The 24,031-nt window shown below is 71.1% G+C and carries 20 protein-coding genes; 14 read left to right on the top strand and 6 right to left on the bottom strand.

Annotation, left to right across the window (positions count from 1 at the left end):
* Positions 1-8: 8 nt before the first annotated feature.
* The 4 genes from hydA to P1V51_19545 are packed head-to-tail and all read left to right on the top strand — an operon-like array spanning position 9 to position 5,770.
* Entirely contained in the window at positions 9-1,448 is a 1,440-nt protein-coding gene (gene hydA, locus P1V51_19560) for a dihydropyrimidinase (GenBank protein MDF1565244.1), read from the top strand.
* Positions 1,449-2,951 carry an NCS1 family nucleobase:cation symporter-1 gene (locus P1V51_19555; protein MDF1565243.1) on the top strand — a complete coding sequence of 501 codons (1,503 nt, stop codon included), beginning with the start codon at positions 1,449-1,451 and terminating at the stop codon, positions 2,949-2,951.
* Entirely contained in the window at positions 2,948-4,432 is a 1,485-nt protein-coding gene (locus P1V51_19550; protein ID MDF1565242.1) for a CoA-acylating methylmalonate-semialdehyde dehydrogenase, read from the top strand. The genes P1V51_19555 and P1V51_19550 overlap by 4 nt, the downstream gene beginning before the upstream one ends.
* A 21-nt stretch (positions 4,433-4,453) precedes the next feature.
* A complete protein-coding gene (locus tag P1V51_19545) occupies positions 4,454-5,770 on the top strand; it encodes an aminotransferase class III-fold pyridoxal phosphate-dependent enzyme (GenBank protein MDF1565241.1) in 1,317 nt (438 codons plus the stop codon).
* Between the two features lie 9 nt (positions 5,771-5,779).
* Here the strand turns inward: P1V51_19545 and P1V51_19540 are convergent, their stop codons facing one another.
* From P1V51_19540 to P1V51_19520, 5 genes are all read right to left on the bottom strand, one after another.
* Positions 5,780-8,356, bottom strand: coding sequence for a CehA/McbA family metallohydrolase (locus tag P1V51_19540; protein MDF1565240.1), 2,577 nt, complete (start codon positions 8,354-8,356; stop codon positions 5,780-5,782).
* Positions 8,357-8,444: 88 nt separating this feature from the next.
* Positions 8,445-10,025, bottom strand: a complete 1,581-nt coding sequence (locus tag P1V51_19535) for an amidohydrolase (protein MDF1565239.1) — start codon at positions 10,023-10,025, stop codon at positions 8,445-8,447.
* Entirely contained in the window at positions 10,026-10,697 is a 672-nt protein-coding gene (locus tag P1V51_19530) for a response regulator transcription factor (GenBank protein ID MDF1565238.1), read from the bottom strand.
* 16 nt (positions 10,698-10,713) lie between these two features.
* The gene (locus P1V51_19525) at positions 10,714-12,804 is read right to left on the bottom strand and encodes a protein kinase (GenBank protein ID MDF1565237.1); all 2,091 of its coding nucleotides are present in this window, start codon (positions 12,802-12,804) and stop codon (positions 10,714-10,716) included.
* 103 nt (positions 12,805-12,907) lie between these two features.
* Positions 12,908-13,150 (bottom strand): hypothetical protein, encoded by a 243-nt coding sequence (locus P1V51_19520; protein MDF1565236.1) that lies wholly within the window; start codon positions 13,148-13,150, stop codon positions 12,908-12,910.
* Between the two features lie 96 nt (positions 13,151-13,246).
* On the opposite strand from P1V51_19520, the gene P1V51_19515 reads away from it, so the two are divergent.
* Complete coding sequence (locus P1V51_19515) at positions 13,247-14,869, top strand: HAD-IG family 5'-nucleotidase (GenBank protein MDF1565235.1); 1,623 nt, start codon at positions 13,247-13,249, stop codon at positions 14,867-14,869.
* Positions 14,870-15,006: 137 nt separating this feature from the next.
* On the opposite strand, the gene P1V51_19510 is transcribed toward P1V51_19515, so the two are convergent.
* On the bottom strand, positions 15,007-15,600 hold the full coding sequence (locus tag P1V51_19510; protein ID MDF1565234.1) for a hypothetical protein: 594 nt from the start codon (positions 15,598-15,600) through the stop codon (positions 15,007-15,009).
* A 108-nt stretch (positions 15,601-15,708) separates the two neighbouring features.
* Here P1V51_19510 and P1V51_19505 point away from each other — a divergent pair, with 108 nt between their 5' ends.
* From P1V51_19505 to P1V51_19465, 9 genes are all read left to right on the top strand, one after another.
* Positions 15,709-15,903, top strand: coding sequence for a ribbon-helix-helix domain-containing protein (locus P1V51_19505; GenBank protein MDF1565233.1), 195 nt, complete (start codon positions 15,709-15,711; stop codon positions 15,901-15,903).
* A 32-nt stretch (positions 15,904-15,935) separates the two neighbouring features.
* Complete coding sequence (locus P1V51_19500) at positions 15,936-16,850, top strand: NAD-dependent epimerase/dehydratase family protein (protein ID MDF1565232.1); 915 nt, start codon at positions 15,936-15,938, stop codon at positions 16,848-16,850.
* Between the two features lie 66 nt (positions 16,851-16,916).
* Positions 16,917-18,716 (top strand): translation elongation factor 4, encoded by a 1,800-nt coding sequence (gene lepA, locus P1V51_19495; protein ID MDF1565231.1) that lies wholly within the window; start codon positions 16,917-16,919, stop codon positions 18,714-18,716.
* An 85-nt stretch (positions 18,717-18,801) separates the two neighbouring features.
* Entirely contained in the window at positions 18,802-19,263 is a 462-nt protein-coding gene (locus P1V51_19490) for a hypothetical protein (GenBank protein ID MDF1565230.1), read from the top strand.
* Between the two features lie 13 nt (positions 19,264-19,276).
* The gene (gene pyrR, locus P1V51_19485; protein ID MDF1565229.1) at positions 19,277-19,825 is read left to right on the top strand and encodes a bifunctional pyr operon transcriptional regulator/uracil phosphoribosyltransferase PyrR; all 549 of its coding nucleotides are present in this window, start codon (positions 19,277-19,279) and stop codon (positions 19,823-19,825) included.
* 62 nt (positions 19,826-19,887) lie between these two features.
* Entirely contained in the window at positions 19,888-20,871 is a 984-nt protein-coding gene (locus P1V51_19480) for an aspartate carbamoyltransferase catalytic subunit (GenBank protein ID MDF1565228.1), read from the top strand.
* A gap of 4 nt (positions 20,872-20,875) precedes the next feature.
* Positions 20,876-22,168, top strand: coding sequence for a dihydroorotase (locus P1V51_19475; protein MDF1565227.1), 1,293 nt, complete (start codon positions 20,876-20,878; stop codon positions 22,166-22,168).
* Positions 22,165-23,259, top strand: a complete 1,095-nt coding sequence (gene carA, locus P1V51_19470; protein ID MDF1565226.1) for a glutamine-hydrolyzing carbamoyl-phosphate synthase small subunit — start codon at positions 22,165-22,167, stop codon at positions 23,257-23,259. Before P1V51_19475 ends, carA begins: the two co-directional genes overlap by 4 nt.
* A gap of 99 nt (positions 23,260-23,358) precedes the next feature.
* Positions 23,359-24,024 (top strand): hypothetical protein, encoded by a 666-nt coding sequence (locus tag P1V51_19465; GenBank protein ID MDF1565225.1) that lies wholly within the window; start codon positions 23,359-23,361, stop codon positions 24,022-24,024.
* Positions 24,025-24,031 lie beyond the last annotated feature (7 nt).

The raw sequence follows: 24,031 nt of genomic DNA, 5'->3' as shown, positions 1-24,031 counted from the left end.
GCTAGACCATGTCCATCCTGATTCGTGGCGGTACCGTGGTGACGGCGGACGGCGAGTTCGCCGCCGACGTTCTGGTCGAGGGTGAGAAGATCGCGGCCGTGGGGCCGGGCCTCGAGGCGCCGGCCGGCGCCCGGGTGATCGACGCCGGCGGGGCCTACGTGATGCCCGGCGGCATCGACCCCCACACCCACCTCGAGCTGCCCTTCATGGGCACCGTGGCCTCGGAGACCTTCCTCACCGGGACCCGCAACGCGCTGGCCGGGGGCACGACCCTCGTCATCGACTTCGCCATCCCCAACCCCCAGCAGAGCTTCCTCGAGGCCTTCGAGACCTGGCAGGGCTGGGCGAAGAAGAGCGCCTGCGACTACTCCTTCCACGTCGCCATCACCTGGTGGAGCGACGAGGTGGCGAAGGAGATGCGGACCCTCTGCCGCGAGCGTGGGGTGAACTCCTTCAAGCTCTTCATGGCCTACAAGGGCGCGCTGATGGCCGACGACGGCGTGCTGATCCAGGCCTTCGAGACGGCGAAGGAGGAGGGCGCGCTGGTCTCGGTCCACGCCGAGAACGGCGAGCTGGTCGCTGCCCTCCAGTCGAAGATCTACGAGATGGGCATCACCGGCCCCGAGGGGCACCCCCTCTCGCGGCCCTCCTGGGTCGAGGGCGAGGCCGCCAACCGGGCCATCCGCATCGCCCAGGCCGTGGGCGTGCCGCTCTACATCGTCCACAACTCCTGCCACGAGTCGGTCGAGGCCATCACCCGGGCGCGGCTCGAGGGGCAGCGGGTCTTCGGCGAGACCCTCTCCCAGTACCTGGTCGTCGACGACTCCTGCTACCGGGAGCAGGACTGGGACACCGCGGCGCACTACGTGATGAGCCCGCCCTTCCGGCCCAAGGCGCACCAGGAGGCGCTCTGGCGCGGCCTCCAGTCGGGCGTGCTGCAGACCACCGCCACCGACCACTGCTGCTTCACCACCGAGCAGAAGCGGATGGGGCGAGAGGACTTCCGCAAGATCCCCAACGGCACCGGCGGCCTCGGCGAGCGGATGGCGCTGCTCTGGACCCACGGCGTCCGCACCGGGCGGCTCACGCCCTCGGAGTTCGTGGCGGCGACCTCGACCAACGCGGCGAAGATCTTCAACGTCTTCCCCCGCAAGGGCGCGCTGGTGGCCGGCGCCGACGCCGACCTCGTCGTCTGGGACCCCGAGAAGACCCGCGTCCTCTCCAGGGACACCATGCTCCAGAACAACGACTTCTGCGTCTACGAGGGGATGGAGACCACCGGCAACCCGGCCATCACGATCTCCCGCGGCGAGGTGGTCTTCGAGAACGACCAGCTCTCGGCCGAGGAGGGCCGGGGACGGCAGATCGACCGCCCCTGCCGCTCGCCCTACTGGGAGAGCCAGGTGAAGCGCAACGAGCAGTCCGTGCCGACGGCGGTGGTTCGCTAGGTGACCGGGGTAGAGGCGAACCTGAAGGTCGAGAGTCCGGACGCCGGGCTCATCAACGAGGACATCCGGCCGGCGACGCTCGAGGAGCGGCACTGGTCGGTCCTCAACATGGCGAGCCTCTGGGTGGGCATGGTCGTCTGTGTGCCCACCTACATGCTCTCCGCCGGGCTCATCGCCGAGGGGATGAGCTGGGGGCAGGCGGTCCTCACCGTCACCCTGGGCAACCTCATCGTGCTGGTGCCGATGGTGCTCAACGGGCACCCCGGCACCAAGTACGGGGTGCCCTTTCCGGTGCTGGCCCGGGCCAGCTTCGGTATCCATGGAGCGCACGTCGCGTCCCTGCTGAGGGCTCTGGTGGCCTGCGGCTGGTTCGGCATCCAGACCTGGGTGGGCGGCTCGGCGATCTACCAGCTGCTCAACGTCCTCACCTCGGGCGGCCTCGAGGGGGAGGTGGTCGGCTTCCTGGGCATCAACGCCGGGCAGATCGCCTGCTTCCTCTTCTTCTGGGCCATCCAGGTCTTCATCATCTACAAGGGCGTCGAGTCGATCCGGGTCTTCGAGACCCTCGCCGCGCCCTTCCTGATCGTGATGGGCCTGGCCCTGCTGGCCTGGGCGTACGTGAAGGCCGACGGCTTCGGCGAGATGCTCTCCCAGCCCAGCGCCTTCGCCGAGGGCGGGCCGAAGGAGGGGCAGTTCTGGAAGGTCTTCTTCCCCTCGCTCACCGCGATGGTGGGCTTCTGGGCGACCCTCTCCCTGAACATCCCGGACTTCACCCGCTACGCGAAGAGCCAGAAGGACCAGGTCCTCGGGCAGGCCATCGGGCTGCCCACCACGATGATGCTCTTCACCTTCATCGGCGTGGCCGTCACCAGCGCCACCACCGTCATCTACGGTGAGCCCATCTGGGACCCCACGGTGCTGCTGGGCAAGATGGGCGGCGGCGTGGCGGTGGTGGTGAGCCTCTTCGCCCTCTCGGTGGCGACCCTCTCGACGAACATCGCGGCCAACGTGGTCAGCCCGGCCAACGCGATGATCAACGTGAACCCGAGGAAGATCACCTTCCAGATCGGCGGCTACGTCACGGCCGGCCTGGGCATCGCGATGATGCCCTGGAAGCTGCTGGCCGACTCCTCGGGCTACATCTTCACCTGGCTGATCGGCTACTCGGCCCTCCTGGGCCCCATCGGCGGGATCCTCATCGCCGACTACTTCCTCTGGCGGAAGACCGAGCTCGATCTCGAGGGGCTCTACCGCTACGACGGCCCCTACCGCTACCGGGGGGGCTTCAACCCCGCCGCGCTCCTGGCCCTCACCCTGGCCGTGCTGCCCAACCTCCCGGGCTTCCTGGCCCAGATCAAGGTCGTCACGAGCTTCCCGGGGCTCTCCTTCTTCAGCCAGCTCTACACCTACGCCTGGTTCGTCGGCTTCCTCCTGGCCGGCGGCCTCTACCTGCTCTTCATGAAGGTCATTCCTTCCGACGAAAGCCCGAGGACCTCCCCATGACCAAGTTCACTGCGACCTCCAACGACTTCACCGAGCACCCCGAGGCGAGGAACTACATCGGCGGCGAGTGGGTCGACCCCACCGGCAGCCAGACCCTCGACGTCCTCAACCCTCGCTTCGGCAAGGCCATGTCGAAGGTGCGGCTCGGCAGCGCCGCCGACGTCGACGCCGCGGTGAAGGCCGGCGCGAAGGCCCAGAAGGAGTGGGGCTCCTGGCCGATGCGCGAGCGGGCCGAGGTCTTCTACAAGGCCCGGGAGCTGATGTTCGCCCACCTCGACGAGCTCTCCTGGCTCTGCACCCACGAGAACGGCAAGACCTTCGCCGAGTCGAAGGCCGAGGTGCTGCGCGGGATCGAGTGCATGGACCTCGGCTGCTCGCTGCCCAACTGGGCCAACGGTGAGCGCCAGCTCGTGAGCCGCGGCGTGGTCTGCGAGACCCACTACGAGCCCCTGGGCGTCGTGGCGGGGATCACGCCCTTCAACTTCCCCTTCATGGTCCCGCTCTGGATGATGCCGCAGGCCCTCGTCGGCGGGAACGCCTTCGTCCTCAAGCCCTCCGAGCAGGTGCCCCTCTCGGCGGTCCGGCAGGCCGAGCTCTTCACCGAGGCGGGCCTGCCCAAGGGCGTGCTGAACCTCGTGCAGGGCGGCCAGGAGGTCGTCGAGGCCATCGCCGATCACCCGGGCATCAAGGCCGTGGGCTTCGTGGGCTCCACCAAGGTGGCGAGGCTCGTCTACGCGCGCTCGGCGGCGAACGGCAAGCGCGCCAACTGCCTGGGTGGCGCCAAGAACCACCTCATCGTGGTGCCCGACGCCGACCTCAACGTCTCGGCCGACAACATCGTGGCCTCCTTCTCCGGCTGCGCCGGCCAGCGCTGCATGGCGGCCGCCGTGCTCGTCGCCGTGGGCGACGTGCAGCATATCATCGACGCCATCGTGGAGCGGGCCGGCAAGATCCGCACCGGCGAGGACATGGGCCCGATCATCACCGAGGGCGCGGCGAAGAAGATCCGCGGCTACATCGACGGCGCCGAGAAGGCCGGCGCGAAGGTGCTCCTCGACGGCCGGGGCGTGAACCCGGTCGAGGGCGGCAACTGGGTCGGCCCCACGATCCTCGACGGCGTGACGCCCGAGATGCCCGCCGGCTGCGAGGAGATCTTCGGCCCGGTGCTCTCGATCATGCGGGTGAAGAACCTCGACGAGGCGCTGGCCATCGAGAACGGCAACCCCTACGGCAACGCCTCCTGCATCTACACCCAGAGCGGCGACGTCGCCCAGCGGGTGGTGGCCCGGATGGAGGCCGGCATGTGCGGCGTGAACATCGGCGTGCCCGTGCCCCGCGACCCCTACGGCTTCGGCGGCTGGAACGACTCGGCCTTCGGCCCCGGCAACATGAGCGGCTGGGACGGCTTCCGCTTCTGGACCCGCCAGCGCAAGGTCACCACCAAGTGGGCCCTTCAGACCGACCAGACCTGGACCTCTTAACTCTTTGGAATCTCAACCCCCATGAACCAGCAAGAGATCGTCGACCTCTGCAAGAAGCACACTCTCTACACCTGGGCGGCGACCGCCACGGTGAACCCCTATCCGGTCGAGCGGGCCGAGGGCGTCTACTTCTACGCCCCCGACGGCACGCGCTGGCTGGACTTCAACAGCCAGCTGATGAGCGTGAACATCGGCCACGGTCACCCGAAGGTCATCCAGGCCATCAAGGACCAGGCCGACAAGCTCCTCTTCGCGTTCCCGGGCACCGCCACCGAGATCCGGGCGCGCTTCAGCCAGCGGCTGGCGGAGCTGATGCCGGGCGATCTGAACACCTTCTTCTTCACCCTGGGCGGCGCCGAGGCGAACGAGAACGCGATGAAGATCGCGCGCCACTACACCGGCCGGCAGAAGATCCTCGCCCGCTACCGCAGCTACCACGGCAGCACCAACGCCTGCATGCAGCTCACCGGTGATCCGCGCCGCCTGCCCAACGAGCCGGGGGTGCCCGGGGTCGTCCACGTGATGGATCCCTGGCCCTACAGCTTCTCCTGGGGTGAGTCCGAGGCCGAGATCACGGCCAAGAACCTCGCCTACCTGGAGGAGGTCATCCAGTACGAGGGGCCGGGCACCATCGCCGCCATGTTCATCGAGACGGTCACCGGCACCAACGGCATCCTGCCGCCGCCGCAAGGGTACCTGAAGGGTCTGCGCGAGCTGCTCACGAAGTACGGCATCCTCCTCGTCTGCGACGAGGTGATGGCGGGCTTCGGGCGGACCGGGAAGCTCATGGCCTTCCAGCACGGGGACATCATCCCGGACCTGGTGACCATGGCGAAGGGGCTGACCAGCTCCTACCTGCCCCTGGGCGCGGTGGCCATGCGCGATCCGATCGCCGAGCACTTCCAGACCAACGTCTTCTGGGGCGGCCTGACCTACAACAGCCACCCCATGGGGCTGGCCACCGCCCTCGCCGCCGTGAACGTCCTCGTCGAGGAGGGGCTGATCGAGAACGCCGCCAAGCTGCAGGGCGTGATGCGCTCCGAGATGGACCGCCTCCAGGCGAAGCACCCGAGCGTGAAGGAGGGCCGCTGCCTGGGCCTCTTCGGCATGATGGATCTCCAGAAGAGCGCCGACGGCACCCGCGCCGCCGGCTACAACGAGAACAGCCCCGTGATGGCCAAGCTCGGCGCCTTCTTCCGGGAGAACGGCCTCTTCACCTTCATCCGGTGGGGCTCGTTCATGTGCAACCCGCCCCTCTGCATCACCGAGGAGCAGCTCCTCGAGGGCTTCGAGATCATCGACCGCGGCCTGGAGATCACCGACGCGGCGATGGAGTAGGGCCCGGGATCAGGCGCCCGGCGGGGTCCAGCTGCCGTCCCCGTCGGCGTCGATCTCGATGGCGTTCGAGAGGGCGTAGGGAGGCCCCCGCCAGCTCATCGGGGCGCTCGAGCCCGAGCCGAGCACCTCGAGGGCGTACCAGGCGTCGGCGGCCGGCGTGTGCTCGAGGGTGCCCTCGAAGCGGACGACGCCGGTCTCGGCCGCGATGTTCGCCGAGGTGACCGGCACGCCGTTCTCGAGGAGCCGGATCTCGTCGAGCTGCATCCAGCTGGGGGCCTGCACCTTCACCGAGAAGCTGGCCACGCCGCTTCCGTCGACGCCGGTCCGGCCTCCGAGGCGGGTGCCGTCGGCGGCCGCGAACTCCACGAAGGGCCCGCAGGAGACGATCAGCCTGCGGTCGCGGACCGCCGCCACGATGGCCTGGGGATCGGCGGCGACCGCGGCCTTGTCGAGCTGGATCCAGTTGCGGGGGATGCCCGGGGGGCTGTCCTCGTCGTGGGTGTCCGAGCCCGAGGAGAGGGTCTTCGGGTAGCCGTTGGAGGTGAAGGCCATCCAGTCGTCCACCGCCTCGCCGTTCTCGCCGCCGCGGCTGCAGCCGCCGTTGAAGGCCTCGATGCTGTCCCACTCCAGCGACCAGTCGTCGGGCTTGTTGGTGGTGTCGGCGACCGCGTCGAGGCCGATCCAGGAGAAGTAGCCGCCCGGCCCGAGGGAGCGGGGGTGGTTGACCTGGATGATCTCGTCGGCCTCGCCGTTCTGGGTGCGGATGGCCGAGATCAGCTCGCGGGGGCTGCGGCCGTGCTCGTAGACCGCGCCCCCGTTGGGATCGAGGGGGCGCCAGTCGAGGGGGAAGGCGTTGAAGTGGCCGTAGGAGAAGGTGGTGACCTCGTGGCCCACCATGCCGATGACCCGGTCGCCCAGGCCGAGCGTGTCGACGATGGGCTGGAGGGTGGAGACGTAGACGTGCTCGGTGAGCACCGGGATGTCGAGGTCGTCGGTCGCGGCCTGCTTGGCCCGGATGTCGTAGGGCACCCGCGAGTCGGGGCTGCGCATGGCGTGGATGTGGAAGTCGGCCGAGACCCAGCCGCTGGTGTCGATGACCTTCTCGATCTGGAAGCTGATCGAGGCGCTCTCACCCTCGGTGACGGTCACCACCTTCTGGTCCATCTCCCAGGAGGGGCCGTGGGTGGCGTAGGCCGTGTAGGAGCCGGCGGGGAGGACGACCTCCTCGGGGCCGTCGATCACGTAGGCGACCGCCGACACGCCCCGGCCCCAGCTCCAGATGGCGCGGGTCTCCGACGGCGACTCGGGGGAGCCGGTGCCCGCCTGCCGCAGGAAGGTCACCCGGGCCGGGACGGGGTTGCCGCTGGTGTCAGTGACGGTGCTCGTGACCCGCGCCGCCCGATCGATCGAGAGGCTGGCCGTGCCCTCGCCGCCGCCGCCGAGATCGACCGTCACCGGGGTGGCCGGCAGGTGCTGGGAGGCGAAGGCGTACACCTCGTAGAGGCCGGGCTCGAGAGGCACCTCGAAGCTGCCGTCGGCCGCCACCGGGGCGAGCGAGGCGACCTTCAGGCCGTCGCGCACCGCCACCCAGGCCGTCTCGTCCGCGACCGTGTCCGGCAGGCTCACCGTGCCGCGGATCAGGGCGCCGGGCTGGTAGCCCAGCAGGTCGCCCCGGACCAGCTCGAGGCCGGCGGCGCTCTGCTCGCTGACGGCGAAGTCGTAGTCGAGGGTGGTGGTCCGGCCGGCCGGGAGGTTGTAGGCCTCCTGGGTGGTGAGGGAGACGGCCTTGTAGGCGAAGAGGGGGTTCAGATCGTCGTCGGCGGCGATGAGGCCGTAGGAGAGATCCCGGCCCACCGCGCCTGAGTAGGGGAGGTTGGCCACGGCGCTCTGGTCCTCGAAGCCGGGGCCCGGGGCGTAGGCCTCGACCCCGTCCCCGTGGGAGGAGAAGACCAGGGGAAGGTTGATGTTCGAGGTGGCGTCCCCGACGTTCGTCAGGCTGATGGTGAGGTGGAGGGCCCGGTCGTCCGGACCCAGCCGGTAGTCGTAGGCGATCTCCAGGTCCACCGGGTCGGCGTCGAAGATGTCCCGGAAGCTCTCGGCGAAGCCGAAGGGGACCGAGCGGCCGGTCAGGCGGACGTGGGCCTCGCCGCTCTCGCGGCCGTCGGAGACGACGATGATGTCGGTGGGCTGGAAGACCTCGAGGTTCCAGGAGAAGAAGGCCTCGCCGTAGAGGTCTCGCCCGGGCTCGCCCTCGGGCCGGATGAGGTCGGCGTCGGCGAGGTTGCCGCCCCAGTAGCGGTAGCCGCTGGCGAGGCGGACGCCCTCGACGATGAAGGCGACGTGGCTGTTGTAGAGCTTGATGTCGCCGACCTGTCCCTCGGCCTTGGGGCCGCCGATGAGGGCGTCCTCGTGCTCGACGATGCCCGCCTGCACCTGCCCGGCCTCGAGGCGCGCCGTCAGGTCGATGGGATCCGGCAGCGGCTCGGGATCACCGGGGCAGCCCGCGCCGGCGAGCCCGAGGGCCAGGCCGAGGGCGAGGGGGAGGAGGCGGCGGGGGGCGAGGGCAGCGAGTGCGGTCGACTTCATGGGGCGGCAGACTAGCCCCCGAAAAGCACGTCCGGCAAAGGGAATCCGGGATGGAGCCCGGGGTGTAAGGGCGGCGAGGCCTCGATCTTCAGGGCTCGCCCAGCAGGGTGCCCAGGATCTCGAGCCGGTGCAGGTCCCCCGGCGGGAGGGCCGCGGGATCTCCCCGGACGATCGTCAGATCCGCCGGGGCGCCCTCCCGGAGGGTCCCCGGCGCCTCCAGCCCGGCGGCCCGCGCGCCCCCGGAGGTGAAGCCGCGCAGGGCCTCGTCCAGGGAGAGGGCCTCCGAGCGCCGCCACCCCCCCTCCGGGGAGCCCCGGCGGTCCTGCCGGGTCACCGCCGCGTGGATCCCGAACCAGGGGTCGGCCGGCTCGATGGGGGCGTCGGAGCCCAGGGCGAGCACGAGGCCGGCGTCCGCCAGGCTGCGCCAGGCATAGGCGCCCGCCATCCGCTCGCTGCCGAGGCGCGCCTCGACCCAGGCCATGTCGCTGGTCGCGTGGGTGGGCTGGACGCTGGGTACGATCCGCGCGCGGACCATCCGCTCGATGGCGTCCGGGCCCAGGATCTGGGCGTGCTCCAGGCGCAGGTTCACCGCGTGCCCCTCGGCCCTCACGGCCTCGAAGGCCTCGAGGGCGTGGCGGCAGCCGCGGTCGCCGATGCCGTGGATCGCGAGGTCATAGCCTGCCCGGGCGACCCGCAGCGCGCGCTCGCGCAGCACCGCGGGCTCGGTCAGGAGCAGGCCGCGCTCCCCGGGTCGGTCGAGGTAGGGGGCCTCCAGGGCCGCGCCGTGAGAGCCGAGGGCGCCGTCGGCGTAGAGCTTCACCCCCACGATCGGCAGGAGGCCGCCGGCCTGGCGCGGGCGGGGGAGCTCCGCCGCGATCACCGCCTCGTCCCAGTCCAGGTACACCACCACCCGAAGGTCGAGGGCGCCCTCGTCGGCGAGGGCCCGCAGCACCGGCAGATCCAGGGGGCGGGTGCCCATGTCGTGGACCGAGGTCAGGCCCAGGCTGCGGCAGTGGGCCACGCCCGCGAGGAGGTCGGCCCGCCGCTCCGCGGCGTCGCGCTCGGGCAGCGCCTTGCCGGCCAGGGAGAGGGCGTTGTCGATGATCACGCCGGTGGGCTCGCCCCGCGCGTCCCGGACGATGGTGCCGCCGGGCGGATCGGGGGTGCGGGCGTCGATCCCGGCGAGGGCCAGGGCCCGGTCGTTCAGCCAGGCGGCGTGGCCGTCCACCCGGGCGAGCCAGACGGGGTGCTCGGTGGTGGCGGCGTCGAGGACGGCGCGGTGGGGGAGGGCGGCGCCCTCCCAGCGGTGCTGATCCCAGCCGCGCCCGCGGATCCAGCTACCCGGCGGGAGGTCGCGGGCCGCCGCCGCGACCTGCTCGCGGATCGCCTCGGGGGAGGCCGCCTCCCGCAGGTCGAGCTGGCGCAGCCCGCGCCCCAGCCCCGCCAGGTGCAGGTGGGCGTCGCAGAGCCCGGGGAGGATCGTGGCGTCGCCGTGATCCTCGATCTCGGCGGGCGGCAGCGCGGCCAGCTCGGCCTCGCCGAGGAGCCGCCGGACGCGGCCGCCGTCGAGCTCGACCCCCCGCAGGGGCGGGCCCGCCGGCAGGTGAGGGTCCAGCACCCGGGCCGCGGCCACGATGCGCCGGCGCCCCTTGCTCCCCGGGCCGCCCATCTAGAGATTGATGAGCCCGCGCTTGAGCCCCTCGACCACCGCGGAGACGTGGCTGGAGACGCCCAGCTTCTCGTAGATGTGCGAGAGGTGGGTGCGCACCGTGCGCCGCTCGATGTCCATCACCTCGCCCACCTCGGCGTTGGAGAGGCCGCGGGCGATGTAGTGCAGCACCTCCAGCTCCAGCTCGGAGAGGCCGCCCCGGTCGGGGACCTTCGGCGTGGCCTTCACGCTCTCGAAGTAGTTCCAGAAGCGCTTCGCGATCCGGGACTCGATCACCACGCCCCCGTCGGCGACCTCGCAGATCGCCTCGACCACCTTCTCGGTGGCGATGCGCTTGACCAGGTAGCCGGAGGCCCCCTTGTTCACCGCCTCGTAGACCTTGGCCTCGTCGTCGAAGGTCGTGAGGATGAGCACCCTCACCTCGGGCCAGCGCTCGCGCACCGCCTCGAGGACGCCGATGCCGTCGATGCCCGGGAGCTCGAGGTCCAGGACCAGGACCTCCGGGCGGCCCCCCTCGCCGAGCTCGGCGAGGGCCTCCAGGCCCAGCTCCCCGGAGGGCGCGCAGCCGAGCACCTCGACCTCCTCGCGGGTCGCCAGGTACTTCAGCAGCGCCTTGCGGATGGCCGGCTGGTCCTCGACCACGAAGACGGGAATGGCGTTGCGCTTCTCCATGGCTCGTGGCGAGAGCCTACTTGAAGCGGACCTTCAGGTTCACCCTCCCGCCGGGGCGGACGGTGATCCGTCGCTTCTGGGTGATGCCGGTGCTCGGCTGGATGAGGGTGACCACGTGCTTCCCGGCGCTGAGCCGGTAGCCCTTGAGGGGCGTGAAGCGGCCGGTGTCCTTGCCGTCGACGTAGACCCGGGCGCGGTGGCTGGAGATCACGGTGAGGCGGCCGCGCTTGGCGACCGGCGCCTTCGTCTTGGCGGGCCGGGTCTCGGCGGGGGGCGGATCGGGCTCCCGGGGCGCGCTCCTCTCGGCGCCCTTCACCACGGGGACGGGCTCCGGCGCGCTGGCCTCCTCGGGGGGAGCGGGATCGGGGTCCGCCGGCGGCGGGCTCGCCTCGGCCGGCGCCGGGGTCTGTCCCTGCTCGAGGGCGGTGAGGCCGGCCTCGAGGGCCGCGAGCTCGGCCTGGGTCGGCTCGGGATCCTGCCGCCCCAGGATGAAGCCGACGGCCACCAGGATGGGCGCCACTCCGGCGACCACCAGCCAGGGCCACATCCTGCGGCGCGGGGCCACCGGTGGAGCCTGGTACTCGGTGCGCTGGCGGGAGTCCGCGGGCTCGACGCCCGCCCCGTAGACCGCCGGATCCCCGGCCGCGGGCGCGGGGTCGGGTCCGGTGGCGGGCGCCGGGGCGTCCCCGGGATCCGGTCCGCCGTGCTCGGGGGGCACGCCGAAGTCGGGCGCCAGACCCTCGGCCTCGGTGCCCGGCGCCGCGGCGCCGCTGGGGGGTGGGGCGTCCGCCACGACCTGCATCTCGACGGTGCGAGAGAAGATGTCCCCCCGCAGCTCGCCCTCCTCCTCGGCCGGCGGCGCCTCGGAGAGCATGCCCGGCGGCGGCGCGAGGGAGTCGGGGGCGGCCTGCGCCTCGGCGTCGGAGAGGTCCGGCGCGGAGGCGAGCATCCCGTTCCCCGCGGGATCGGTCCGGTGGCCGGTGCTGGCGAGCTGCGCGGCCTCGAGGCGCTGGGTGCTCTCGCTGCCCGTCTCCTCGAAGGAGGGCGGCGCGGCCGCCGCCTCGCCGAGGGTCTCCGGGTCGGGGGGGGCGGAGAAGACGGCGATCTCGGCGGTGGAGGCGAGGTCGGGCGCCACCCCCTCGCCGGTGGCGAGGGGCGAGAGGGAGAAGGTGCCGGGGATGGGCGGTGTCCCCTGGGCGGCCTCGTCGGGATCGAAGTCCTTCTGGACGACCTCGTTGGGCAGGACCGAGGCGGCGAAGGCGGCGAGATCGGCGGGGGTGATCACCTCGCCCATCTCGTCGAGGTAGCCCCAGAGGGCCTCGCGCAGCTCGGCGGCGTCGTGGTAGCGCCGGCTCTTGGCGGTCTCCAGCGCCTTCATCACCACGGCGTCGAGCTTCATCGGCACCCGGCGGTCGATCCGGCTCGGCGGGGTGAGCGAGTCCGAGCGGGTGGAGGTGCCGCGGGGGCCGGCCTCCTCCAGGGACTTGCCGGTGGTCAGCTCGTAGACGATGGCGCCCAGGGCGTAGACGTCGGCGAGGGCGTCGGGGACGCTGTTGCGGGAGAGCTCCGGGGCCCGGTAGGCCCGCCGGCCGCGGGTGGCCATCTGCCGGGTGCGGGCGTGCTGCTCCAGGGCCGGCCGCAGGCCGGCGCAGGAGACCTTCACCGTGCCGTCGAAGCCGACGAAGAGATCGGAGGGCCCGAGGGAGCCGTGGAGCTGTCCGGCGAGGTGGAGCGCAGAGACGGCGTTGGCCGCCTCGGCGACCAGGTGCACCGCGCGGCTCACCGTCAGCTTGACCTCGCGGGAGCGCAGGCGCTGGAAGACGATGTCGAGGTCGTGCCCCAGCACGTGCCGGGAGGCGAGGACCGTCCGGCCGCCCGCGACCCCCAGCTCCCAGGGCACCACCAGCGAGGGGTGCTTCAGCTTCCCCGCGGACTCCACCCGGGCGCCGAGGGCGGCCACGATCTCCGGGAAGACCACCCGGGGAGAGAGGATCTTGAGGGTCGCCGGCTCCGGGTCGCCCGCGCCGGTCGCGACCCCTCGCCAGGTCTCACCGGCGTCGGATTCGGCGACGCGATCGATGAGGCGGTAGAGACGAGGAGCTGCCATGCAGACCCAGAAGGGTACCAACGACCGCCCTGCCGGGTCACCCGGGAAAACCCGTGCACGTCGACGTGCACGTGCACGTGCACGGCTTCTCCTTGACCCCGCTCTAGCGACCTTCGGACAACACGAAGCCGCACCACTCGCACTGCCGCGCCCGCGCCGATCCGATCTCCAGCCGGCAGCCGGGGCAGCGGGGCCCCTTCTTCTGCGGGGGCGGAGGCGGGCCCTCGGCCTTCACCGCGGAGGGCCCCTCGAGGCCGTCCACCCGATGCTCCAGGCGGTCGACCCTCCCCTCGAGGCGGTCGACCCGTCCCGAGAGGGGGCTGCTGCGCGTGGCCTTCTTCGCCATGGGGCGATGGTTCCACGGGCGAGGGGAGCGGGCCAGAAATCGACCCGTTCCGGCAGTTGTGAGGGAGGCAGGCCTGGTCCAGACTGCGTCGCGACGATGGCGAAGCGAAGGAAGAAGAAGACGAGGCGAGAGGGGGCTCCCGGGCTGCACGATCCCAGCCGGCCTCAGAGCCGCACCCGGATCCGGCCCGCGGTCGAGCGCTCCAGCGAGGCGCCGCGGAGCGCCCCCGCCGAGGGCGCGCCTCCGACCCTGCCCCTCGACGCGCCGCGCCTCGCGGCCATCGAGCAGCGGCTGAAGGCCTGGCCCAGCGCCCGGGTCCCCCTCGCGGAGCGGGTCCACGTCAACCGCAACCTGCGGATGGATCGCGTCACGGCGGTCGGCTTCGACATGGACTACACCCTGGCGGTCTACGCCGGGCGAGAGATCGAGCGCCTCGCCTACGGCATGGCCCTCGAGCGCATGATCGAGGCCCACGGCCGGCCCCAGTGGCTGCGCGAGCTGCGCTACCGGCCGGAGCTGACCATCCGCGGGCTGGTGGTGGACAAGAAGGAGGGGAACGTCCTCAAGATCGACGCCCACGGCCACGTCGCCCGGGTCTTCCACGGGCTGCGGCGCCTGGACAAGGAGGAGCGGATCCGGCTCTACCGCAGCCAGAAGATCCGCCTCTCCACCGAGCGCTACGAGTGGATCGACACGCTCTTCGCGCTCCCGGAGGGCGTGCTCTACCAGCAGCTGGTCGAGGGCTACGAGGCGCGCGGGGAGGCCTTCGATCCCGCCGCGATCTACGACGAGATCCGGGCCTCGATCGACTCCCTCCACCGGGACGGATCGCTCAAGGAGGTCATCAAGGGGGACCTGCCGCGCTACATCGAGCGCAACCCCCTGCTCGGGCCGACCCTCCACCGGCTGCGCTCCGGAGGGAAGCGGATCTTCCTGCTCACCAACTCCTACTGGGACTACACCGAGGCGGTGATGGAGCACCTCCTCGACGGGCTGCTGCCCGAGTACGAGTCCTGGCGCAGCTACTTCGACGCGGTGGTGGTCGGGGCCAGCAAGCCCGGCTTCTTCAGCGAGCGCGAGCCCTTCCTCGAGGTCGATCCCGGCAACGGCGAGGTGGCCACGGTGCCGGCGACCGAGCTGCACCGGGGGCGGGTCTACCAGGGCGGGAACCTCGCCGAGTTCGAGGCCTACACCGACTGGCGCGGCGACCGCGTGCTCTACGTGGGGGACCACATCTACGGCGACATGCTGCGCAGCAAGCGCTCCGGGATGTGGCGCACGGCGATGATCGTGGCCGAGCTCGAGCGCGAGATCCTCCTGCTCGAGGAGCGCAAGGAGGACTGGGCCCGGCTCAAGTACCTCGAGGATCTGCGGGATCGCCTGGACGACGCGATCTCGGCCCAGAAGGGCAGGGTGAGCGCGCTGGAGAAGCAGGGCGTGGCCGAGACCTTCCGGGCCGCCAAGCTCGAGCTGGAGGGCCTGCGCGCCTCGCTCCACGAGGTCCTGGCCGGGAGCGAGGCCCTCTCGAAGGCCCTGCGGGACGAGGCGAACCCCTACTGGGGGCTGATCTTCAAGGACGGCAACGAGAACAGCCGCTTCGGCGATCAGGTGCGGGACTACTCCTGCGTCTACATGAGCCGGGTGACGGATCTGCGGCACTACAGCCCGGTGCAGTACTTCCGGGCGCCCTGGGACTCGATGCCCCACGAAGGGCTGTGAGCTGCGAGCCTGGCCGAAGCCAGACCGCACCTGCCGGCGCCCGCTTCGGTCGTCGATCGGTCGTCGAGGGTACGCGTCTGCAAGGCAGAGCTCACAGCTCATAGCTCGAAGCTCGCAGCCGCCAAGGCGGTAGCCACCTAGCTCTGGGCCTTGGTCCAGCGGTCGACGGTTCCGTCTCCGTCGAGGTCCTCGCCGATCCGGTCGATCTCGCCGTTCTCGTAGTACTCGAAGTAGTCGACCCGCCCGTCGCCGGAGGTGTCGCGCTCCTTGCGGACCAGCTTGCCGCCCTCGTAGTGCTTCCAGAGGTCGGTGCGCCCGTTGAAGTCCAGGTCGGCCTCCTTGCGGATCAGCTTCCCGGCCTCGTCGTAGAAGTTGGTGACGTCGATCTTGCCGTCGAAGTCGAGATCGAAGTCCTCCTTGGTGACCCGCTCCTTCTTGTCGTACCAGCGCAGGACGTCGATCCGGCCGTCCCAGTTGATGTCGAGGTCCTTGCGGACGATGCGGTCGGTGCCGTCGGCGTCCTTGGCGTAGTGGTGGAAGACGTCGGGCTCGTCGTCCCGGTTCAGGTCGTACTCCTTGACCCAGTCGCCGGGACCGGCGAGGCGGGCGTCACCGTCCTCGCCGCCGGCGGCCTCCATCCCCGCCTCGGGGCCCTTGGCCCCCTTCTTGCCGCAGGCCGCGGCGAGGGGGAGTGCGAGCGCCAGGGCGCAGATCCACGCGATCGACTTCATCGAGGGCCATCCTCGCGCTCCTGCGGCGAGGGGGTCAAGGGCGCTTCGGGGGCCCATTTCTTTGACGGCCACGTATGGTCATGTAGGTTCGGCTCCAAGAGGACGACCATGGGCCGCAAGAAGATCAGCACGACGGTGTACATCACGCCGGAACAGAACGAGAAGCTGAAGCTGCTCAACGAGAAGACCAAGGTGCCGGTGGCCGAGTACATCCGCCAGGGCATCGATCTCATCCTCGCCCGCCACAAGCACGACCTGCCGGGGCAGCTGACCATCGAGGACATGCTGCGCAAGAACGACTGACCCCCTCTCCGGGGCTGGTCTACACTGCGCGGATGCGCATCCTGGTCACCGGTGGCGCCGGCTTCATCGGCTCGCACGCTGTCGAGGCCCTGCTCGCCGACGGGCGGCAGGTGCTGGTCCTGGACGACCTCTCCTCCGGCAAGCGGGCGAACCTGCCGAAGGGCGTCCCCCTGGAGGTGCTGGACATCCGCTCGCCGGAGGCCGCCGAGCGGGTCGTCGCCTTCGGGGCCGACGCGATGGTCCACCTCGCCGCCCAGATGGACGTGCGCCGCTCGGTCGAGGACCCCCTCTTCGACGCGGACGTGAACGTCCGGGGCAGCCTGAACCTCCTGGAGGCCTGCCGGCGGGCGGGCACCCGCCGGGTGATCTTCGCCTCCACCGGCGGCGCCATCTATGGTGAGCAGGAGCACTTCCCGGCCCGGGAGGACCACCCCCAGCGGCCGGTGAGCCCCTACGGCTGCGCCAAGTCCGCGGTCGAGCGCTACCTGGGCTTCTACGAGGTCGAGTACGGCTTCGAGTGCCTCTCCCTGCGCTTCGCCAACGTCTACGGCCCCCGCCAGGATCCCCACGGGGAGGCGGGGGTGGTCGCGATCTTCTGCGGCCGCCTGCTCTCGGGCGAGCCCTGCACCATCTTCGGTGATGGGGCGCAGACCCGCGACTACGTCTACGTGGGGGACATCGCCCGGGCCATCGCCCTGGCCGTGGGCAGCGAGGTCTCCGGGGCCCTGAACCTCGGCACCGGGATGGAGACCGACGTGGTCCTCCTCTACCGCCTCCTGGCCGCCGCCGCGGGCAGCGACGCCGAGCCCACCTTCGCGCCGGCCCGCCCGGGGGAGCAGCAGCGCTCCTGCGTCGACCCCTCGCTGGCCGGCGAGCGCCTCGACTGGAGGCCGGAGATCGAGCTCCCCGAGGGCCTCCGCAAGACCCTCGAGTCCTTCCGGGGCTGATCGCTCGCCCCCGTCCCGGTCTTTTCCGTTTCCTGATCGGCCTCGCTGGCATAAGTTGCGCGCCCCGTGAACCGCGAACTGATCCGCAACTTCGCCATCGTGGCGCACATCGACCACGGCAAGTCGACCCTCGCCGACCGCCTGCTGGAGCTGACCGGCACCGTCGGGGCGCGGGAGGCGAAGGCCCAGTTCCTCGACTCCATGGACCTGGAGCGGGAGCGGGGCATCACCATCAAGGCCAACGCCGTGCGGATGCAGTACAAGGCTCAGGACGGCCAGACCTACGTCTTGAACCTCATCGACACCCCGGGGCACGTGGACTTCGCCTACGAGGTCTCGCGCTCCCTGGCCGCCTGCGAGGGCGCGATCCTGGTGGTCGACGCCACCCAGGGGGTCGAGGCCCAGACCCTGGCCAACGCCTACCTCGCCGCCGACGCGAACCTCGAGCTGGTGGCGGTGATCAACAAGATCGACCTGCCCGCCGCGGACGTCGAGTCGGCCCGGGCCGAGATCGAGGAGGTCGTGGGCATCGAGGCCGAGGACGCCCCGGCCGTGAGCGCCAAGGAGGGGACCAACATCCAGGCGGTCCTCGAGGCCATCGTCCACAAGATGCCGCCCCCCGCCGGCGACCCCGAGGCGCCCCTCAAGGCCCTGATCTTCGACTCCTGGTTCGACAGCTACCGGGGGGTCGTCACCCTGATCCGCGTCCTCGAGGGCACCATCCGCACCGGCGAGACGGTGCGCTTCTGGTCGACCGGACAGGAGTACGAGGTCCAGGAGCTGGGCTGCAAGGTGCCCAACCCCCAGAAGGTGAAGGAGCTGGGCGCCGGCGAGGTCGGCCTGCTCATCGCCGGGGTGAAGGACGTCGCCGAGGCCAAGGTCGGCGACACGGTCACCCACCCCGAGCGCCCCTGCGCCGAGCCCTTCCCGGGCTTCAAGGAGGTCAAGCCGATGGTCTTCTCCGGGATCTACCCGGTGGAGGCCGCCGACTACGACGACCTGCGCGAGGCGATGGAGAAGCTGCGGCTGAACGACGGCAGCTTCACCTTCGAGCCCGAGGTCTCCGAGGCCCTCGGCTTCGGCTTCCGCTGCGGCTTCCTGGGCCTGCTCCACATGGAGATCGTCCAGGAGCGCCTCGAGCGGGAGTTCGACCTCGACCTGATCACCACGGCCCCCTCGGTGATCTACCGGGTCACCCGCAAGGACGGCACGGTCTCGATGATCGACAACCCGGCCCGGATCCCCACCGCCGGCGACATCCAGACCATCGAGGAGCCCTTCATCGACGCCCACGTCCACGTGCCCCAGGAGTACGTCGGCGCGGTGATCAAGCTCTGCGAGCAGCGCCGCGGGATCCAGCAGGGCCTCTCCTATCCGAGCACCCGGCACGTGCAGGTGGACTACCAGCTGCCCCTGGCCGAGGTGGTCCTCGACTTCTACGACAAGCTCAAGACCGTGAGCCGGGGCTACGCCTCCCTCGACTACGAGCCGGCCGGCTACGTCGCCCAGGACCTGGTCAAGATCGATCTCATGGTCAACGGCGACCAGGTCGACGCCCTCTCGATCATCAGCCACAAGGACACCGCCCACAACCGCGGCCGGGACCTCTGCGTGAAGATGAAGGAGGTCATGACCCGGCAGATGTTCGACATCGCCATCCAGGCCGCCCTGGGCACCCGGGTCATCGCCCGCACCACCGTGAAGGCCTACCGCAAGAACGTCACGGCCAAGTGCTACGGCGGCGACATCAGCCGGAAGCGCAAGCTCCTCGAGAAGCAGAAGGAGGGCAAGCGCCGGATGAAGCAGGTGGGCTCGGTGGAGATCCCCCAGGAGGCCTTCCTGGCCGTCCTGCGGATCGGCGACTAGGCCCGGAGGCCCCCTGGAGGGCTCCTGCCGGGCCAGGGGGGGGCTCGATTGACGGCCCGCGGGGGCCGGTGCTACGCCACCCCGCATGCGATCGTACAAGGCCCCCCGCCGCCTCGCCCGAAGGCTCTTCCTGGAAGAGCGCGGCGAGACCTCCTGGCTGACCTACCTGCTGCTCCTCGGCGCGGTCGGGGGCATCTACCTCCTGATCGCCTACGCGCCGGTCTACCTCGACCACTACAACGCCCGGTCGAAGTGCGAGGAGACCCTGAGCAAGACCTGGAGGTACAAGGACGAGGAGCGCACCCGCCTCGAGCTCAAGAAGGCCCTCGCCGAGGTCCGGATGGAGGAGGCCGCGGAGTTCGGAGAGGTGAAGAAGCTGCCGGCCATCCGCCCGCGGGACGACGAACTCCGGGTCACCATCGACGAGTCCGTGGTCCCGCCGATGCTCCGCATCGAGGCGCCCTACACGCGGGTGGTGAAGTTCCCCTTCATCAAGAAGCAGAAGTACAAGTCCTTCACGCTCGAGTGCGAGATCAAGCTCGAGTAGGAGCGCACCGACCATGACGGCGCGGAAGAACCGACGGCTCCTGGACGCGGCGGCCATCGAGGCGGCGCTCGACCGCATGGCGGCGGCGATCCTCGAGGCCTGCGAGGACCGCGAGGCCCTCTGCCTGGTGGGGATCCGCACCGGCGGGGTGCCCCTGGCCGACCGCCTGGCGGCCCGGCTGGAGCCCGAGCTGGGCCGGGCCCTCGAGCGGGGCACCCTCGACATCACCCTCTACCGCGACGACCTCCTCCGGGGTCTGGACCAGCCGCAGGTCGGGCCCACCCGCCTGCGCTTCGGCCTGCGGGACCGCTGGGTGGTGCTGGTCGACGACGTCCTCTACACCGGCCGCACCGTCCGGGCCGCGATCGACGCCCTGATGGACTTCGGCCGGCCGCAGCGCATCGCGCTGGCCGCCCTGGTCGATCGCGGCGGCCGGGAGCTGCCCATCGCCCCGGACTTCGTCGGCGAGGTCCTCGACCTGCCGGCGCCCGGCCATGACCTCTCGGTGAAGGTCCACCTGAAAGAGACCCACGGCAAGGACGAGGTCGTCCTCATCTCCTGAACGCTCACCCGCCGTCCTCTCTCCCGGGGGGCGGCGGCCACAGAGAAAGCAGCGAGAACATCATGGGTACGAGGAATGCGCTCATCCGCCACGTCCTGGGCATCGGCGAGCTCAACCTGTCGCAGGTCGAGACGATCCTGAAGACCGCCCGGGTCTTCAAGGAGATCCTCTCCCGGCCGGTGAAGAAGGTGCCGACCCTGCGGGGCCGCCTGGCCGTGAACCTCTTCTTCGAGCCGAGCACCCGCACCCGCACCTCCTTCGAGGTGGCGGGGAAGATGCTTTCGGCCGACGTCATCAACTTCAGCGGGTCGTCCTCCTCCCTCACCAAGGGGGAGACCCTCATGGACACCGCGAAGAACCTGGAGGCGATGCACCCCGACGTGGTGGTGGTCCGCTCTCACGCCGCCGGCGTGCCCTGGATGCTGGCCCGCAACCTGGGCTGCGCGGTGGTGAACGCCGGAGACGGCCTCCACGAGCACCCCTCCCAGGCGCTGCTCGACGCCCTGACCCTCCAGGACGCCTTCGGGAGCGCGGGCGAGCCGGGCAGCCTGAGGGGCAAGCGGATCGTCATCGTCGGCGACATCACCCACAGCCGGGTCGCCGGCTCGAACCTGCGCCTCCTGCCCATGCTGGGCGCGAAGGTGCGCGTCGTGGGGCCGCCCACCATGATCCCGCTGGGGATGAGGCAGGCCTTCCCGGGCATCGAGGTGAGCCACCAGCTCGACGGGGCCTTCGAGGACGCGGACGCGGTGATGATGCTGCGCATCCAGAAGGAGCGGATCGCCGAGCCCCTCTTCCCCACGGACCGCGAGTACAGCCGCCTCTTCGGCCTCGGGCTGGCCCGGGCCGAGCGCCTGAAGAAGGACGCCGTGGTGCTGCACCCCGGCCCCATCAACCGGGGCGTGGAGCTGGATCCGCGGGTGGCCGACGGCCCGGCCAGCGTGATCCTCGACCAGGTCGAGAACGGGGTGGCGGTGCGGATGGCGCTGCTCTATCTCACCGCCGGCCACGACAACGACCCCGAGCGCCTCGGCGCGGAGAGCTGACATCATGGCGAAGCGAACGGTCATCGCGAACGGCAGGGTGGTGGACCCGGCGCAGGGCCTCGACGAGGTCCGCTCGGTCGTCCTCGAGGGCGAGGTCGTCAAGGACCTCCTCAAGCGGCCCCCGAGCAAGGCGGACACCCTCGTCGACGCGAGGGGCATGCTGGTCACCCCCGGCTTCATCGATCTCCACGTGCACCTGCGCGAGCCGGGCCACGAGTACAAGGAGGACGTCGCCTCCGGGGCGATGGCCGCGGTGGCGGGGGGCTTCACCACCATCGTCTCGATGCCCAACACCGACCCGGTGAACGACAGCCCCACGGTGACCGAGCTGATCCTGGACCGGGCGAGGCGCGCGCGCCTCTGCCGGGTGCTGCCGGCGGGGGCGGTGACCGTCGGCCTGAAGGGCGAGGCCCTCGCCGAGATGGGGCTGCTGGCGCAGGCCGGCTGCGTGATCTTCACCGACGACGGCAAGCCGGTGATGAGCGCCTCGGTGATGCGCCGGGCCCTCGAGTACGCGAAGGGGCTGGGCCTGGCGGTGATGGTCCACGAGGAGGATCTGACCCTCTCCAAGGGCGGGGCGATGCACGAGGGGGAGCACTCGACCACCCTGGGCCTCAAGGGCATCCCCTCCGCCGCCGAGGACGTGATGGTGGTGCGGGACATCGCCCTGCTCGAGACCACCGGCGGCCACCTCCACGTGGCGCACCTCTCCACCGAGGGGGCCGCCCGGGCGGTGCGGGCCGCCAAGAAGCGCAAGCTGAAGGTCACCTGCGAGGTGACGCCGCACCACTTCAGCCTCACCGACGAGGCGGTGGCCTCCTACGACACCTCCACCAAGATGGCGCCGCCCCTGCGGGCCTCCGCCGATCGCAAGGCGCTGCTCAAGGCCCTGCGCGACGGCACGGTGGACGCCATCGCCACCGACCACGCCCCGCACTCGGCGGTGGAGAAGGACCTGGAGTACCCGGCCGCCGCCAACGGTGTGGTCGGCCTGGAGACCGCCGCCGCCCTGACCCTCAAGCTGGTTCTGGAGGGCGAGCTGCCGCTCCTGCGCGCCATCGAGCTGCTCACCAGCGGCCCGGCGGGCGTCCTGGGCCTCGAGACCGGCACCCTGCTGCCCGGCCGCCCGGCGGATCTGACGATCGTCGACCTCGACGAGGCCTGGGACGTCGACCCGAAGCGCTTCTACTCGAAGAGCCGCAACACCCCCTTCGCCGGCTGGAGGCTGCAGGGGAGGGTGAAGAGCACCTGGGTCGCGGGCCGCAAGGTCTACCAGGACCGCGGAGGTGCGGCTTGAGCGAGGTGGCCCGGCTGGTGCTGGCCGACGGGCTCGTCCTCGAGGGCGAGGCCTTCGGGGCGAGGGACACCGTGGTCGGGGAGGTGGTCTTCAACACCGCCCTGACCGGCTACCAGGAGATCATCTCCGACCCCTCCTACGCCGGGCAGCTCATCTGCTTCACCTACCCGGAGATCGGCAACTACGGCACCCACGCCGCCGCCGACGAGGCGCCCGCGCCCCGGGCCCGGGGCGTCATCGTGCGCAACCTCGAGCGGGAGGCCTCGTCCTGGACCTCGGAGGAGGAGCTCGACGCCTACCTCACGCGCCACGGCGTGGTCGGCCTCTCCGGCGTAGACACCCGCAAGCTGGTCCGCCGGATCCGCAGCGCTGGGGCCCAGATGGGCGTCCTCGACAGCACCGGCAAGTCCGTGGACGCGCTGAGGGCCCAGGCCGCCGCCGCACCGGGGATGGAGGGCCGGGACCTCGTCTCCGAGGTCAGCACCAGGAAGCGCGAGACCCTGCCGCCGCTCACCGGCGAGCAGCGGGCGCGGGTCGCCGTGATCGACTACGGCGCCAAGGGCGCCATCGTGGAGCAGCTGCGGGAGCACGGCTGCGAGGTGGTGCTGCTGCCCGCCTCGGTCACCGCCGGGCAGGTGCTCGAGGTCGGCCCCGAGGGCGTGCTCCTCTCCAACGGCCCCGGCGATCCGGCGGTGCTCACCCACCAGATCGAGACCGTGAAGGGCCTGCTCGGCCAGGTGCCCCTCTTCGGGATCTGCCTGGGCTCCCAGCTCCTGGGCCTGGCCCTGGGCGCGAGGACCCACAAGCTGCCCTTCGGCCACCATGGGGCGAACCACCCGGTCCTCGACCTCGAGACCGGCAAGGTGGAGGTCACCAGCCAGAACCATGGCTTCGCCATCGACGAGCAGAGCCTCCCCGAGGGCGTCGTCGTGAGCCACCGCAGCCTGAACGACGAGACCGTCGAGGGCATCAGCGCCCCGGCGAAGAACGCCGCCGGCGTGCAGTACCACCCCGAGGCCGCCCCCGGCCCCCACGACGCTCGCCACCTCTTCGAGCGCTTCCTCGGCCGGATCGAGGCCTCCCGGGCCTGATTCCGGCCCGGCACGCCGCGTCATGAGCGGGGCGGGGCGGGGAGGCTATACTCGCCCCCCGGAACCAGCGATCGGGGCAACGAGGCAGACGGCAACTCCGTGTTCAACGCACAGTTCGAACGACTGGCCGATTGGGCCACCAGCGAGGTCTTCCGGGACGAGCTGCAAGCCGCCCGCGAGCGCTTCTTCGGCGCCACCGGTGAGGTGCACGAGGAGGACGCGGCCTTCGAGAGCCGGATGAGCGCCTTCTCGGAGTACTACCTCTTCGACTACGTCCTCGGGCTGGACCACCAGGGCCGCCGGCCGGTGGAGCGCTTCCTCGAGGAGCAGGGCGAGACCCTGACCACCGAGGACCGGGCGATCCTGCGGGGCCTCTGCAACACCCGCAACGGCCTCTTCGAGGTGCGCAAGCTCCGGGACAGCGACCTGCGGGTGCGGGATCTGCTCACCGGGGAGGACCTCGAGGTCCACGAGCGCCGGCGCCTGGCCGGGGTGGAGAAGGGGGATCTGGTCCAGACCCGGCTGGTGCCCTTCCGGGAGCACCTGATCTTCGGCCGGGCCTTCATCTACCACCCCCGGGAGGTCCGCCGCCTGCTCCTGAAGACGGCCAAGCGCCGCCGGAAGGCCGGGGAGCTGGCCGAGCCCCGGGACCGCGAGCGCTTCCTGGCCCTCCTGGCCCGGACGGTGCTGAACCTGGAGCGCCAGCGGGGCCGGAACCTGGCCCCCCCCAACCCCACCAAGATCTACGGGATGGCCCTGGAGTAGGCGCGGC

This window comes from Deltaproteobacteria bacterium (genome assembly GCA_029210625.1).
Taxonomy (GTDB): Bacteria; Myxococcota; Myxococcia; order SLRQ01; family SLRQ01; genus JARGFU01.
The sequence above is the reverse complement of the archived record's forward strand: the minus strand, read 5'-3'. Positions and strand labels throughout refer to the sequence as shown.